The organism is Shewanella pealeana ATCC 700345 (assembly GCF_000018285.1).
Taxonomy (GTDB): Bacteria; Pseudomonadota; Gammaproteobacteria; order Enterobacterales; family Shewanellaceae; genus Shewanella; species Shewanella pealeana.
The window spans coordinates 1,785,387-1,798,473 of record NC_009901.1 but is presented as its reverse complement, the minus strand read 5'-3'; the positions used below and the strand labels follow the sequence as shown (position 1 = coordinate 1,798,473).

Below are 13,087 nucleotides of genomic sequence, written 5' to 3'. Positions count from 1 at the left end.
CGATATTAACCGACTAGCGACCCGTAGCCTTAGTTATCGACGAATACAGGCAAGCTTAGTCATTTTCTATCGGCAATTGTCGCTCAAGCCACGCTTTATAACCACCGGCTAAGGATACCACTTTGGTATAACCCATAACCTGAAGGTTGTTCGCCGCTAACGCTGAACGATATCCGCCACCACAGTACAAAACTAGCGGGGTATCTTTTTCAGGGAAAAGTGTCTCGATGTCTCTTTCAATAATGCCACGACCAAGATGTAGCGCGTTAGGTAAACGCCCTTTCAACCACTCAGAATCTTCACGAACGTCAAGTAACGTCCAGTCATTCATCGTTTGATATTGCTCAACATTCACCTCTGTCACTAAAGGCAAAATACTTTCAACTAACGCTAAAAATGCGGGATTGTGTTTCATTAACTGTACTTCTCACTGCGTTCGGCGCTGCAATTCCAGCAGAGCTCGAAACTTGATTCATTGATTTCATGGCAATTAACGCACTTCCATTGTGGACAGTGTGCATTTAACGATGCCATCTGTTGCTTTGCTAACTCATATTGACTCTCTGCAACCCAAAGCTCGACATTTTGAATACCCGTAGGCAACTCACCAACACCACCTAGCAAAGCCTCCCCTTTTAACTCGACTTGTATGCCGCTAGCCTCCAGCATGCCTTTCCAAGTATGAGCCTCTAGCAGATTCCCTGCTGCAACCAAACGTGTTTGCTCTTCCATGTTATTTCCTACTGCTATTGCTCTGTTGGCAAATTAAGGGGTAATACTTCAATTAGCTCAATTTTAGCTCACTTCAAAAGTGTTTTTACATGCTACAGCTAAATCTACAAGCCTGTCGAGGGCTGTTTTTCAAACAACATAAAACACTTGTTCTAGGTTCACGGGGCGAAGGTTTCTATTCATTTTCGCAGAAAATCAAAGATAAGCGATATTGGTGAACCCATAAAAAAGCCACCTTTCGGTGGCTTTATTAACTAAGTACAGATTAAGGCATTAATGTGTCTTGATCTGCACCTTCTTTCTCAATTTCAACTGGCATCATGTGCTCACGATTGATCCCTAGCTTGATAGCCAAGAAGCTCGCCACATAGATTGATGAGAAAGTACCGACAAAAATACCCATCAACAATGCAGTCGCGAAGCCGTGGATCATGGTGCCGCCTTTAAGGAACAAGGCTACAACCACAACCAAAGTGGTACCGGTTGTGATAATGGTACGACTCATTGTCTGAGTGATCGAAATATTAACCACTTCTTCTGGCAAGCTCTTACGTAGCTTAAGGAAGTTCTCTCGAATTCGGTCAAATACAACGATGGTATCGTTAAGCGAGTAACCGACAACCGTTAGCAGACCAGCTAATACGGTTAGATCGAACTCTAACTGCAATAGCGAGAACACACCCAGAGTGACAATGACGTCATGCGCCAAAGCAGCAACCGAACCTAAGGCTAGACGCCATTCGAAACGGAAAGATACGTAGATAAGAATACATATCAAAGCGACTAAAACCGCTAGTCCACCCTGCTCTGCAAGTTCTTTACCTACTTGAGGCCCAACAAACTCGACACGCTTTTGAATAACAGCAGAGTCAAGCTGAGTCACTGCAGCCATTACGTCATTGACTTGATCTTCACTCTTAAAGTCATCTTTAACAGGAAGACGAATAAGCACATCGCGGCTAGAACCGAAGTTCTGTACCAATGCACCAGCTACCGACTCACTTGAGAGATTCGTGCGAATTGCATTCAAATCAGCGGGCTTAGAAAATTCAAGCTCAACAACGGTACCACCGGTGAAGTCTAATCCCCAGTTAATACCTTTTGTTGCTAAGGTCACAATCGAACCTAGCACTAACACAGCAGATAAAATACTGATAGGAAGTGCGTGACGCAGGAAGTTGACTGTACCTTTAACATTTAAAACCTGTAACATTTCAACTTCCCCTTAAATAGACAGTTTCTTCACGCGTTTACCACCCCATATCGCATTCACGATTGAGCGTGTACCTACGATACAAGTAAACATAGAAGTGGCGATACCGATCATTAAGGTCACCGCGAAGCCTTTCACAGCTCCCGTACCTACGGCAAATAAGATAAGCGCCGTCATAAAGGTAGTGATGTTCGCATCGGCGATAGTTGAGAATGCGTTACCGTATCCTTCATGAATCGCTTGCTGTACGCTACGACCGTTACGAAGTTCTTCACGAATACGCTCGTAAATCAGTACGTTACCATCAACCGCCATACCTACAGTTAACACCATACCAGCAATACCAGGTAGGGTTAATACTGCGCCAGGGATCATAGACATTACGCCCACAACCATCACTAAGTTAGCGGTTAGCGCTAAGTTAGCAATAAGACCAAAGCCACGGTAATAAACCAACATGAAGATAAGTACAACAGCCATACCCCAGATCATGGCTTGCATACCGTTGTCGATGTTTTCCTTACCAAGGCTTGGACCAATGGTACGTTCTTCAACGATATAAACAGGAGCAATTAGCGCACCAGCACGTAGCAATAACGCTAGGTTCTGTGCTTCAGCATGCTCAAGACCTGTGATAACAAAGTTACGACCAAGACGCGCTTGAATGGTAGCAACCGAAATCACTTCCTCAATCTTCTTCATCTTAACGCTACCGTCAGCATTCTTTTCACCGGTATCTTTATACTCGATAAATAGCGTTGCCATCGGCTTACCGATGTTGTCTTTAGTCACGTTAGAGAAAATTGAACCACCTTTCGCATCAAGGTTAATTGCGACTTGCGGACGGCTATATTCGTCAAAGCTAGGCTGCGCACCTTGAATATGATCACCGGTCAACATAACCGCTTTTTTCAAGACAACTGGACCACCGGTACGGCGCTGATAAAGCTCAGACCCCGCAGGCACACGGCCACTCATTGCAGCTTGAACATCGGCTTTCTCGTCAACCATATGGAATTCAATCGATGCTGTCGCACTCAAAATTTCTTTCGCGCGAGCAGTATCTTGAACACCTGGTAGCTCAACGATAATACGTTCAGCACCTTGACGTTGCACAACAGGTTCAGCCACACCTAGCTCGTTTACACGGTTACGTAGTGTAGTGATGTTTTGCTGTAGTGCTTCCTCTTTAATCTGCTTTAAATAAGCTTCACTTGGATTAGCAACAAGGACATAGTCATCGCCAACAGTCTTGTCTTGGAAGACCATGTCATTGCTGCGAGACTTAAGAAAGTTTTCAGCTTTCGTTAAAGTCTCGGCATCGCGAAACTTAATCTCGATGCCTTTGGCGCCATTACGAATACCCGCGTAGCGAATTTTCTCAGCTCGTAAATCAGTTCTGAAGTCTGCAACCTTGGCTTCGGTCATCTTACGAATCGCTTCGCCCATATCCACTTCCATTAAGAAGTGAACACCACCACGTAAGTCCAAACCTAGTTTCATCGGCGAACCGCCCATGGCCTCAAGCCACTCTGGAGTCGCTGGAGCTAAGTTTAGTGCTACGGTGTACTTGTCGCCTAACGCATCGCTAATCGCTTCTTTAGCAAGTAATTGCTCTTCACCATTATTTACACGTACTAACAACTGACCATTTTCAAGCTCAGAACGCTTAACAGCGATTCCTTTGCTCTTTAATACTTCATTTACTGTCGACATTGTCGACGCTGAGACCTCTGCTCCTCGTGTGGCTACCACTTGAACTGCGTGGTCTTCACCGAAAAGGTTTGGTATCGCATAGAATGCACCTATGGAGATAATGATTATCACCATTAGGTTTTTCCACATCGGGTATTTATTCAACACGCCATCGCCCTCTTGGCTTAAAGTGACTTAATAGAGCCTTTTGGCAATACGGCCGCAATATAATCCTTCTTAATCGTGATTTCACTCGTCTCGTTGATAGTCAACAAAACGTAGTCGTTTTCATCACTAATTTTGGCGATCTTACCTAAAATACCACCGCTTGTTAGCACTTCATCACCTTTGCTCAAAGAGCTCATTAGGTTCTTGTGCTCTTTAACGCGCTTAGATTGTGGACGGAAAATCATGAAGTAAAAAATTAGGCCAAAGATGACCAACATGAAAATCAGTTCCATCGTACCACCAGCGCCACCAACAGGTGCATCAGCTGCATATGCGTTTGAAATAAACATAGTATTCTCTTCTAATTGTCTGAGTAAAAATTAATCGGATAATTCAGGAACTTCAGGTACTTCTCGACCTTGGCTGGTATAGAATTCCGTAACAAAGGCGTCTAATGTACCTGTCTCGATAGCGCCACGCAAACCTTCCATCAATCTTTGGTAATAGCGAAGGTTATGAATGGTGTTTAATCGAGCACCTAGAATCTCATTACAACGATCTAAGTGGTAAAGGTATGCCCGAGAGTAGTTCTTACAGGTATAACAATCACACTTATCATCGAGTGGTGAAGTATCATCGCGATGACGTGCATTACGGATCTTAATAACACCTTCACTGGTAAACAGATGACCGTTACGAGCATTTCGTGTTGGCATAACACAATCGAACATGTCCACGCCGCGACGTACGCCTTCAACTAAATCTTCTGGCTTACCGACCCCCATCAAATAACGAGGTTTATCAGCTGGAATTTTTGGACAAACATGCTCAAGAATGCGGTGCATGTCTTCCTTTGGCTCGCCAACTGCTAAACCACCAACAGCGTATCCATCAAAACCAATGTCGACTAAGCCATTTAGGCTTTCGTCACGAAGGTCTTCATAAACACCGCCTTGAATAATACCGAACAAAGAGTTCGGGTTTTCAAGTCTGTCAAACTCATCGCGTGAACGCTGCGCCCAACGAAGTGACATCTGCATCGATTTACGAGCTTCGTCCTCAGTTGCCGGGTACGGGGTGCATTCGTCAAAAATCATTACTACATCGCTGCCTAATGAGTCTTGAATTTGCATCGACTTTTCTGGGTCCAAGAAAATCTTTTCACCGTTAATTGGTGAGCGGAAATGAACGCCTTCTTCAGTGATCTTACGAATATCACCCAAGCTAAAAACCTGGAATCCACCCGAGTCGGTCAAAATAGGACGTTGCCAATTCATGAAGTCATGCAAGTCGCCATGCTTACGCATAATCTCTTCACCTGGACGTAACCAAAGGTGGAAAGTATTACCAAGCAGAATGTCTGCGCCAGTTTCGCGCACTTCTTCAGGCGTCATACCTTTAACGGTACCGTAAGTACCGACAGGCATAAACGCTGGCGTTTCAACCGTACCACGTTCAAAAATCAAACGACCACGACGTGCGCGGCCTTGAGTTGTATCTAATTCAAATTTCATTTTTCACCTCGCCAGATAAACAGTCTGACCTGAGTTAACTCAAGTATTTGAGTCTAAGATTATGACAAACATAAGGGCAAACAATTCAGTATCAACCCTAAAGTGCCAAAATATGCATTAAATCCGCGGATAAAAAAATACCCACTTCATATTATGAACTGGGTATTTTAAAGCAATTTGGATAATTAGTTCGCTTTTTTGGTCACAAACATGGCGTCACCATAGCTAAAGAAGCGGTATTTTTGAGCAATCGCGTGCTGATAGGCGTTTTTTACCTCATCGAAGCCAGCAAAGGCACTCAGCAACATGATGAGTGTCGACTCTGGTAGGTGGAAGTTTGTCACCATGGCATCGACCACTTGGAACTGATATCCAGGATAAATAAAGATATCTGTGTCACCACTAAATGACTGTAATACACCTTGTGATGCTTTAGCTGCACTTTCTAGTGAACGCACCGATGTAGTGCCAACGGCAATGACGCGATTGCCTCTCGCTTTTGTCTCACCAATTAAATCCACCACAGTTTGTGGCACTTCGGCCCACTCAGAATGCATTTTATGATCGAGAATATTATCGACTCGCACTGGCTGGAAGGTACCTGCGCCAACATGCAAGGTGACAAATGCAGTGTTTACGCCCTTTGCTTTCAGTGCTGCAAGTATAGCATCATCAAAGTGCAGACCGGCTGTCGGCGCTGCAACCGCACCAGGGTTTTGGTTGTAAACCGTTTGATAGCGCTCTTTATCCGCATCTTCATCCGGTCTATCGATATAAGGTGGTAGCGGCATATGGCCGACTTCTTCGAGTACTTCTAAGATGGTCTTATCACTTTGCAGCGACAGTTCAAATAAAGCGTCATGTCTAGCGAGCATGACCATCTCGTAGCCACCATCAAGGCAGACAATTGAATCGACTTTAGGCGACTTAGAACAACGAACATGGGCAAGAACTCTTTTATCATCAAGCATACGCTCGACTAAGATCTCCAATTTACCACCCGACTGCTTAGTGCCAAACATACGCGCAGGAATAACCCGGGTATTATTGAACACCATTAAATCGCCTGGATTGACTTGCTCCAAAATATCGGTAAATTGCAGATCTGCCAACTGACCACTATTACCGTCAAGAGATAGCAGCCGGGACGCTGTCCGCTCTGCCGTTGGGTAACGGGCAATTAACTCATCTGGGAGTTCGAAAGAATAATCTGCAACGCGCATGGAAAGTCTCTACTGTGTCTAAATCGGCCGCTAGTCTATGGCTAGAGCTAAAGAAGATCAACAATCCAATCCTAAAAAACGCCCAATATCCGTGTTTAATGCGATAAAACCAGAATATTAATTAAACGATTTATATTTACTCGGCTGCTTCTGAGTAGTATTGACAGTTTTTTTGCTATCTAAATCTTCAATACGATAGCGGTGTTGAGCGTAGGGAATATCAATTTCGACTTTTTTTCGTCTAACTTGAGCGCGACGGCGTAATTTTTGGGTTAACCAGTTCCACATCATCCTTGATCCTCAAACCGTTTTATTGGTGGATATATTGCTGTTTTAAGATGCACATCCTTTTGGAAAGCCTTAAATATTGAATAATCTCAAGAAAGAATTTCCTTCGCATCGCCCTGCATGATAACGTGAAGTACGCGAATCACCAAGTATAAAATATGAACTTTCTTGCACACCTGCACCTAGCAGACAATAGCCAAACCTCATTGGCAGCCAATATTGCCGGCGACTTTGCAAAAGGCAGCATCGAACATTTCCCTAAACATCTTCAGCAAGGAATATGGCTACATCGACAAATAGATCAGCTTACCGATAGCCATGAAATCACCAAAGAGCTACTCACTCTTTTCCCCAAGACATTAACTCGTGCTGCACCGATTATTATTGACTTAAGTTTCGACCATATGCTGGCTAAATATTGGGACGAATATCATCACCAAAGTCTTGAGGAGTTCGCTATTAAAGCCTATGACGCCATTGATGAGTGTAAAGATCTCCCCGAGCAATTGGTATCAATAGCCCCTAAGATCCGTCAAGAGGACTGGCTTGTGGCTTATCAAACCCGTAAAGGTCTCAATCAAACCCTCGCGTCTGTTGCTAAACGAGTCTCTAAGCCTGAGATTTTCAACGGGGCTCAAGAATGCGTGAAAAAACTTGATACTGAAATAGAAATAGCCTTTCGTACCTTCTATCCTCAGCTGATGGCATATAGCCGTTTATGGACACGTAACACCCCACCAGAGTATCTGTAAGCAGTTATTGTCTTTCTTAAGGGGCTTAGATTGGATCGCCAGATTAATTTGAGCCACTTTACAACTCATCCTCTAAATTAAGTGCATGTCTTAACGCTGAGTATTTTGCTAGAATTGCGCCGCAATAGGAGAACTCATGCAAATATTTAGCTATAAGCCCCCCAGTATTCCTTGGTTAGATATCCGTTATCTCGACCGAGATATTATCGTAATCAATAAGCCATCAGGTTTGCTATCAAATCCAGGGATCGCTGAATACACCCACGATTGTGCACTCACACGCCTGCAACAGCGATTTAAAGACTGCATACTTGTGCACCGCTTAGACTGCGCAACGTCAGGCATCATGGTATTTGCTCGTAACAAGAAAGCCGAGTCAAACCTAAAAACCCAGTTTCAAGATAGACAAACACAGAAGACTTACATCGCAGAGGTTGATGGTATATTCAAACTGCAAAGTGGTGTGATTGAATTGTCTATTGCTGCAGATAAACTCAATCCACCAAAGCAGATGGTCAGTGAGTTAGGCAAGGCTGCGATAACACATTATAAAGTTTTACAACAAAAACCTCACAGCACTCTTGTCGAACTCAAACCTGTCACGGGGAGAACCCACCAACTAAGGGTGCATATGTTAGCTATAGGACACCCCATTTTAGGTGATGATTTTTATGGTTCTGAGCAAGTGATGAGTGCCGCGAAACGTTTGCAACTGCATGCACAAAGCTTAAGCTTTACTCACCCTTACTCAGGTAAAGCGATGCACTTTAACAGTGTGCATCCATTCTAACCCCTACTCATTGAATACTAACAATTTAGTTACCATTCAACGAGTACTCGCATTGTAGTCATAGCTAAATTTAATCACGAAAAAGGGGCTTATGCCCCTTTTATGCTTTAAACAATCTAATGCAAGTTTTTACTACTTAGCCACTCAATGTTGAGGTTCAGTTAAAAGGTTAAGCCGCCTCGACGTTAATTTTTGCGGTGTAATAACAATTAGCTGAATTACAGAATTTAAGCTCATTCTCTGTCGTCAACATAAAGTATTCACCAAAAATATTGCCGCCCTTGTCCTCAAGTTTTATGCCTTCTTCCGTCTCTTCAGAGATCATCTCATCCAAGCTATGGCAACCATCTAGATACCAAGTTTCAAGGTAATACTTACCGGCTTGTTTATACAGGGTAATTTTATCACCCAGCAGTGGCCGTTCATCTATCCAACGGCCTAGCACTTCACGAGAGCTGAGTTCATCCTCTCGCCAAGACAGACGTCTACGCTTTTCAACTACTGACATTTCCATCTCCTTGAGTTTCGCTTCTCTCTCAATTTGAATAACTTCTTCTGTCCTATTGCGCACAAGTGTCATCTGTTAGTCTTCTCCATTAAAAAGCGTTTGTAATATTTTTGTTAGACAAATCAGTTGTAAACAAAGAAAGCAATCACAATGATACAGCCACCTTTTAGTAAAAAGTGTATCGCAATCAAAAATTAAAAACGCGATATAAATCACTTTCTATGCATTACTTTAGTAAATCCGCATAAAAAGACAAGTGCTACAAATTGATATACTTGCTTTTAACCTTTTATCTACCGAATTTGATATAACTCTTAGGGTCAAACCTATTCTAATAAAATCGCCCAGGACTTAAGATGAAACTTAATCGCCGACATTTTTTGAAAACAGCCGGTCTCTCAGCAGCAGGGATCCTCACCTCGCAACTTCCATTATCATCTGCAGAAGCTGTTCCCAAAAAGCCCGCTGCTGGCCCGTCAGTAATGGGTTTAGTCGTGCCCAAAATGGATACTGTTAGAGTTGGCTTTATCGGTGTAGGTCAACGCGGTTCGGGCCATGTAAAACATTTTTGTCATCTAGATGGGGTTGAGATCAAAGCCATTTGCGATACCGATCCCCAAGTATTAGACGAATCGATTCAATTCGTAACGACTCAAGGACTCCCTAAGCCAGCCCAATATACGGGCAGTGAACAAGCCTATAAAGATTTACTTAATCGCGATGACATCGATATTGTGATTATCTCGACCCCATGGGAGTGGCATGCTCCCATGGCCATCAACACCATGGAGAGTGGCAAGCACGCCTTTGTTGAGGTGCCCCTAGCGTTGACCGTCGATGAGTGCTGGCAAATCGTCGACACCGCAGAACGTACCCAGAAGAATTGCATGATGATGGAAAACGTTAACTACGGAAGAGACGAATTGATGGTACTCAATATGGTTCGTCAGGGCTTATTTGGCGAATTGCTCCATGGAGAGGCCGCTTATATCCATGAACTTCGCTGGCAGATGAAGGAGATCGACAGCAAAACGGGTTCTTGGCGTACATACTGGCACACTAAACGAAATGGCAACCTGTATCCAACCCATGGTTTAGGCCCAGTTTCCCAGTATATGAATATTAATCGCGGTGACAGATTCGATTATCTGACTTCGATGAGCTCCCCAGCTCTGGGTCGTGGCTTATACGCAAAGCGTGAATTCCCAGCCGATCATGAACGCAACCAGCTCGACTACATCAACGGTGATATCAATACCTCTCTTATAAAAACGGTAAAAGGCCGTACCATCATGGTTCAGCACGATACTACGACCCCACGCCCCTATAGTCGTCACAACCTTATTCAAGGCACTAATGGCGTGTTTGCGGGCTTTCCTAACCGCATCGCTATTGAACAGGCAGGCTCTGATAGCTACCACAAGTGGGATATGGATATGGCAAAATGGTATGCCAAGTATGATCACCCTCTATGGCTACAGATGGGACAAGAAGCTGAGCGTAATGGGGGGCATGGCGGCATGGACTTTTTAATGCTGTGGCGCATGGTCTATTGCTTAAGAAATAGCGAACCATTAGATCAAGATGTTTATGACGGTACAGCTTGGTCTGTAGTGAATATTCTCAGCCAAGAGTCGGTCAATAACCGCAGTAACTCGGTGAATTTTCCAGACTTCACTCGCGGAGCATGGAAAACGGGGAAGCCTCTCGGTATTATCGGCACTTAAGCAAGCGAAGTGTTCCTTTCAATATAAAACTCTTATGCCCTACAGCTGATAGACTCGCAAACAAAAAAAAAGCCCGCTCACATAGTGAGCGGGCTTTTCGTTATTAATCGCTTCGCAGATTTAAGCGTTTTCTTTTCTCTCTGCCGCTTCACAAGCTGCCGCGGTAAAGATAACGTCTGTCGAACTGTTAAGACCCGTTTCAGCCGAATCTTGGATAACACCAATGATAAAGCCTACTGCAACAACCTGCATGGCTACATCATTTGAAATACCAAACAGGCTACATGCCAATGGAATCAGTAACAGTGAGCCACCAGCAACACCCGATGCACCACAAGCAGAAACACCCGCTACAACACTTAGCAAAATGGCAGTAAGAATATCCACTTGAATGCCCATAGAGTTGGCTGCCGCAAGCGTTAGGATAGTAATCGTAATCGCTGCGCCACCCATGTTGATGGTTGCGCCTAGAGGGATAGAAACCGAGTATGTATCTTCATGCAGTTTTAGCTTTTCACATAACGCCATATTCACTGGAATATTCGCCGCACTTGAGCGAGTGAAGAAGGCTGTTACGCCACTTTCACGAAGACAAGTAAACACTAGTGGATATGGGTTACGGCGTATTTTAAAAAACACAATCGCAGGGTTTATGATCAGCGCCATGATCGCCATTGCCCCAAGAAGAACGAGAAGCAGATGCATATAACCCGCTATTGCGCTAAAGCCTGTGGTAGCAAATGTTGATGATACTAAACCAAAAATACCAATAGGTGCTAAACGAATAATAAAGCGCACCATCTGCGATACACCATGGCTCACATCGGCGAACACAAGCTTAGTAGAATCTGTTGCATGGTGTAGCGCTAAACCTAGACCTACACCCCAGGCTAGAATACCGATATAGTTACCCGTTATTACCGCATTAACTGGGTTATCGACTAGCTGAAACAACAAGGTATGAATCACTTCACCGATCCCTTCTGGTGGGCTTGCCTGAGCAGCATCTAGCGTTAATGCTAGTGTGGTCGGAAATGCAAAGCTCATCAACACAGCGGTGACCGCAGCCGAAAAAGTACCAAATAGATACAGAATCACAATTGGACGCATATTGGTTTTAGCATTTTTCTTTTGGTTGGCAATCGATGCCGCTACTAAGATAAAGACTAAAATCGGTGCGATTGCTTTTAAGGCACCAACAAAAAGCTGACCTAAAAACGCAACACTTTCAGCACCGGATTTAGATACGGTTGCTAAAATAACGCCAGCGATAATACCTACAAGAATTTGTAACACTAAACTGCCGTCTGCCAAACGGGCAAACAAAGATGGTTTTTGATTCATTACTTGACCTGTCGTTTTTATAATATGTGGTAATCCTATTTAAGCCACCATTAGGCGAACCTTAAATAAAATTAATCTTCCTTCGAAACAGTTTGTATCGGATGTGGCAAGTATTGTCTACCTTTACCAGACAAATAAGCTCGGTTATTACTCACTGATAACATACTGCTAATAAGACCCTAAACATTAGTCATCGCTGTTGCTTTTTCGGCTCCTCGCAACATGGCTTCGATCAACTCGTGAGCATCAAATTTGGTGAGTGCTTCGTTGGCCCCCACTTGATGAGCCTGGCTGACACTAATTTCACTGGATAGCGAAGTGTGTAAAATGATATAAGCGGGTGCAATTGCAGGGTTGTTCTTAACTTCGAAGGCAAGCTCATAGCCATCAAGTCCTGGCATTTCAATATCGCTGACTAGGATATCGATAGCCCTGTTTTCACGCTCTGCTTGCTCCATTATCAATAAGGCTTCCTTACCATCGGCAGTGACCTGATAAGGAATATTGATACTTTCTAATGCGTCGCTCAGTTGTTTACGGGCCACTTTAGAGTCGTCAACCAGTAAAATATTGAGCGGCTTTAAATATTCACGCTGAACATCCGTCAAAATAGCGCGAGTCGTTTCAGGACTGGCCGGGAAGACTTTAGAAAGGAGTAATTCCACATCCAGTAATTGCACCAACTTACCATCAATTTTTGTCACCCCTGTCAGGTAAGCATTCTTGCCTAAATTACTCGGTGGTTTCTCAATATCACGCCAGTTACACTCGATAATCTTATCGATTGAACGCACAAGAAAGCCAATCACCATTCTTTGGCAATCGGTAATGATAATATAGCTATCTTTCAGTTCCTCGTCGCTAATCGGTCGATATCCCACTGCGGCAGCCATATCGACGATAGGGATGGTAGTACCGCGTATGTTGGCCGCACCTAAAATGGTAGGGTGAGAATGAGGGATCACGCTTAATGGTGTATAAGGAACCAACTCGCGTATTTTCAAAGTGCCCAGTGCAAATAACTGTGTCAGAGAAAGCTGAAACAGGAGTAAACCTTGAGATTGGCTCGCCTTACTCTTCATTTTTTTCCCCGTTATTGCATCCATTTAAATCCTGCCACTCGCTATCTATAA

14 protein-coding genes are annotated in these 13,087 nt (G+C 43.9%); 3 read left to right on the top strand and 11 right to left on the bottom strand.

Going from position 1 to position 13,087, the window contains the following annotated elements:
* Nucleotides 1-55: 55 nt before the first annotated feature.
* From SPEA_RS07820 to SPEA_RS23240, 8 genes are all read right to left on the bottom strand, one after another.
* A complete protein-coding gene (locus SPEA_RS07820; RefSeq protein ID WP_012154726.1) occupies nt 56-415 on the bottom strand; it encodes a rhodanese-like domain-containing protein in 360 nt (119 codons plus the stop codon).
* The gene (locus tag SPEA_RS07815) at nt 415-732 is read right to left on the bottom strand and encodes a putative signal transducing protein (protein WP_012154725.1); all 318 of its coding nucleotides are present in this window, start codon (nt 730-732) and stop codon (nt 415-417) included. The genes SPEA_RS07820 and SPEA_RS07815 overlap by 1 nt, the downstream gene beginning before the upstream one ends.
* A 265-nt stretch (nt 733-997) precedes the next feature.
* A complete protein-coding gene (gene secF / locus SPEA_RS07810) occupies nt 998-1,945 on the bottom strand; it encodes a protein translocase subunit SecF (RefSeq protein WP_012154724.1) in 948 nt (315 codons plus the stop codon).
* Between the two features lie 12 nt (nt 1,946-1,957).
* Nucleotides 1,958-3,808 carry a protein translocase subunit SecD gene (gene secD / locus SPEA_RS07805; protein WP_041410882.1) on the bottom strand — a complete coding sequence of 617 codons (1,851 nt, stop codon included), beginning with the start codon at nt 3,806-3,808 and terminating at the stop codon, nt 1,958-1,960.
* Nucleotides 3,809-3,825: 17 nt separating this feature from the next.
* On the bottom strand, nt 3,826-4,158 hold the full coding sequence (yajC, locus tag SPEA_RS07800) for a preprotein translocase subunit YajC (RefSeq protein WP_012154722.1): 333 nt from the start codon (nt 4,156-4,158) through the stop codon (nt 3,826-3,828).
* A 30-nt stretch (nt 4,159-4,188) separates the two neighbouring features.
* On the bottom strand, nt 4,189-5,322 hold the full coding sequence (gene tgt, locus SPEA_RS07795) for a tRNA guanosine(34) transglycosylase Tgt (protein WP_012154721.1): 1,134 nt from the start codon (nt 5,320-5,322) through the stop codon (nt 4,189-4,191).
* A gap of 185 nt (nt 5,323-5,507) precedes the next feature.
* Nucleotides 5,508-6,545: a tRNA preQ1(34) S-adenosylmethionine ribosyltransferase-isomerase QueA gene (queA, locus tag SPEA_RS07790; protein ID WP_012154720.1), complete on the bottom strand. Its 1,038-nt coding sequence runs from the start codon at nt 6,543-6,545 to the stop codon at nt 5,508-5,510.
* A gap of 117 nt (nt 6,546-6,662) precedes the next feature.
* Nucleotides 6,663-6,836, bottom strand: a complete 174-nt coding sequence (locus SPEA_RS23240; RefSeq protein WP_190272096.1) for a hypothetical protein — start codon at nt 6,834-6,836, stop codon at nt 6,663-6,665.
* Between the two features lie 155 nt (nt 6,837-6,991).
* Between SPEA_RS23240 and SPEA_RS07785 the strand changes: the two genes are divergently transcribed.
* Together SPEA_RS07785 and SPEA_RS07780 are read left to right on the top strand one after the other, a co-directional pair.
* Complete coding sequence (locus tag SPEA_RS07785; protein ID WP_012154719.1) at nt 6,992-7,585, top strand: acyl carrier protein phosphodiesterase; 594 nt, start codon at nt 6,992-6,994, stop codon at nt 7,583-7,585.
* Between the two features lie 136 nt (nt 7,586-7,721).
* Nucleotides 7,722-8,375 carry an RluA family pseudouridine synthase gene (locus SPEA_RS07780; protein WP_012154718.1) on the top strand — a complete coding sequence of 218 codons (654 nt, stop codon included), beginning with the start codon at nt 7,722-7,724 and terminating at the stop codon, nt 8,373-8,375.
* A gap of 169 nt (nt 8,376-8,544) precedes the next feature.
* Here SPEA_RS07780 and SPEA_RS07775 read toward each other — a convergent pair whose 3' ends face one another.
* Nucleotides 8,545-8,955: a hypothetical protein gene (locus tag SPEA_RS07775; RefSeq protein WP_012154717.1), complete on the bottom strand. Its 411-nt coding sequence runs from the start codon at nt 8,953-8,955 to the stop codon at nt 8,545-8,547.
* 284 nt (nt 8,956-9,239) lie between these two features.
* Between SPEA_RS07775 and SPEA_RS07770 the strand changes: the two genes are divergently transcribed.
* Nucleotides 9,240-10,610, top strand: a complete 1,371-nt coding sequence (locus SPEA_RS07770; RefSeq protein ID WP_012154716.1) for a Gfo/Idh/MocA family protein — start codon at nt 9,240-9,242, stop codon at nt 10,608-10,610.
* A 120-nt stretch (nt 10,611-10,730) separates the two neighbouring features.
* Here the strand turns inward: SPEA_RS07770 and sstT are convergent, their stop codons facing one another.
* Both sstT and SPEA_RS07760 read right to left on the bottom strand, forming a co-directional pair.
* Nucleotides 10,731-11,954, bottom strand: coding sequence for a serine/threonine transporter SstT (gene sstT / locus SPEA_RS07765; protein ID WP_012154715.1), 1,224 nt, complete (start codon nt 11,952-11,954; stop codon nt 10,731-10,733).
* A gap of 179 nt (nt 11,955-12,133) precedes the next feature.
* A complete protein-coding gene (locus tag SPEA_RS07760; RefSeq protein WP_041410881.1) occupies nt 12,134-13,036 on the bottom strand; it encodes a chemotaxis protein in 903 nt (300 codons plus the stop codon).
* Between the last annotated feature and the right edge of the window lie 51 nt (nt 13,037-13,087).

What these genes read in the sequence shown, in the direction of transcription:
- sstT (WP_012154715.1), bottom strand. Translation starts at nt 11,954, where the DNA reads ATGAATCAAAAACCATCTTTGTTTGCCCGTTTGGCAGACGGCAGTTTA.
- SPEA_RS23240 (WP_190272096.1), bottom strand. Translation starts at nt 6,836, where the DNA reads ATGATGTGGAACTGGTTAACCCAAAAATTACGCCGTCGCGCTCAAGTT.
- SPEA_RS07780 (WP_012154718.1), top strand. Translation starts at nt 7,722, where the DNA reads ATGCAAATATTTAGCTATAAGCCCCCCAGTATTCCTTGGTTAGATATC.
- SPEA_RS07775 (WP_012154717.1), bottom strand. Translation starts at nt 8,955, where the DNA reads ATGACACTTGTGCGCAATAGGACAGAAGAAGTTATTCAAATTGAGAGA.
- queA (WP_012154720.1), bottom strand. Translation starts at nt 6,545, where the DNA reads ATGCGCGTTGCAGATTATTCTTTCGAACTCCCAGATGAGTTAATTGCC.
- SPEA_RS07785 (WP_012154719.1), top strand. Translation starts at nt 6,992, where the DNA reads ATGAACTTTCTTGCACACCTGCACCTAGCAGACAATAGCCAAACCTCA.
- SPEA_RS07820 (WP_012154726.1), bottom strand. Translation starts at nt 415, where the DNA reads ATGAAACACAATCCCGCATTTTTAGCGTTAGTTGAAAGTATTTTGCCT.
- yajC (WP_012154722.1), bottom strand. Translation starts at nt 4,158, where the DNA reads ATGTTTATTTCAAACGCATATGCAGCTGATGCACCTGTTGGTGGCGCT.
- SPEA_RS07815 (WP_012154725.1), bottom strand. Translation starts at nt 732, where the DNA reads ATGGAAGAGCAAACACGTTTGGTTGCAGCAGGGAATCTGCTAGAGGCT.
- secF (WP_012154724.1), bottom strand. Translation starts at nt 1,945, where the DNA reads ATGTTACAGGTTTTAAATGTTAAAGGTACAGTCAACTTCCTGCGTCAC.
- SPEA_RS07760 (WP_041410881.1), bottom strand. Translation starts at nt 13,036, where the DNA reads ATGAAGAGTAAGGCGAGCCAATCTCAAGGTTTACTCCTGTTTCAGCTT.
- tgt (WP_012154721.1), bottom strand. Translation starts at nt 5,322, where the DNA reads ATGAAATTTGAATTAGATACAACTCAAGGCCGCGCACGTCGTGGTCGT.
- SPEA_RS07770 (WP_012154716.1), top strand. Translation starts at nt 9,240, where the DNA reads ATGAAACTTAATCGCCGACATTTTTTGAAAACAGCCGGTCTCTCAGCA.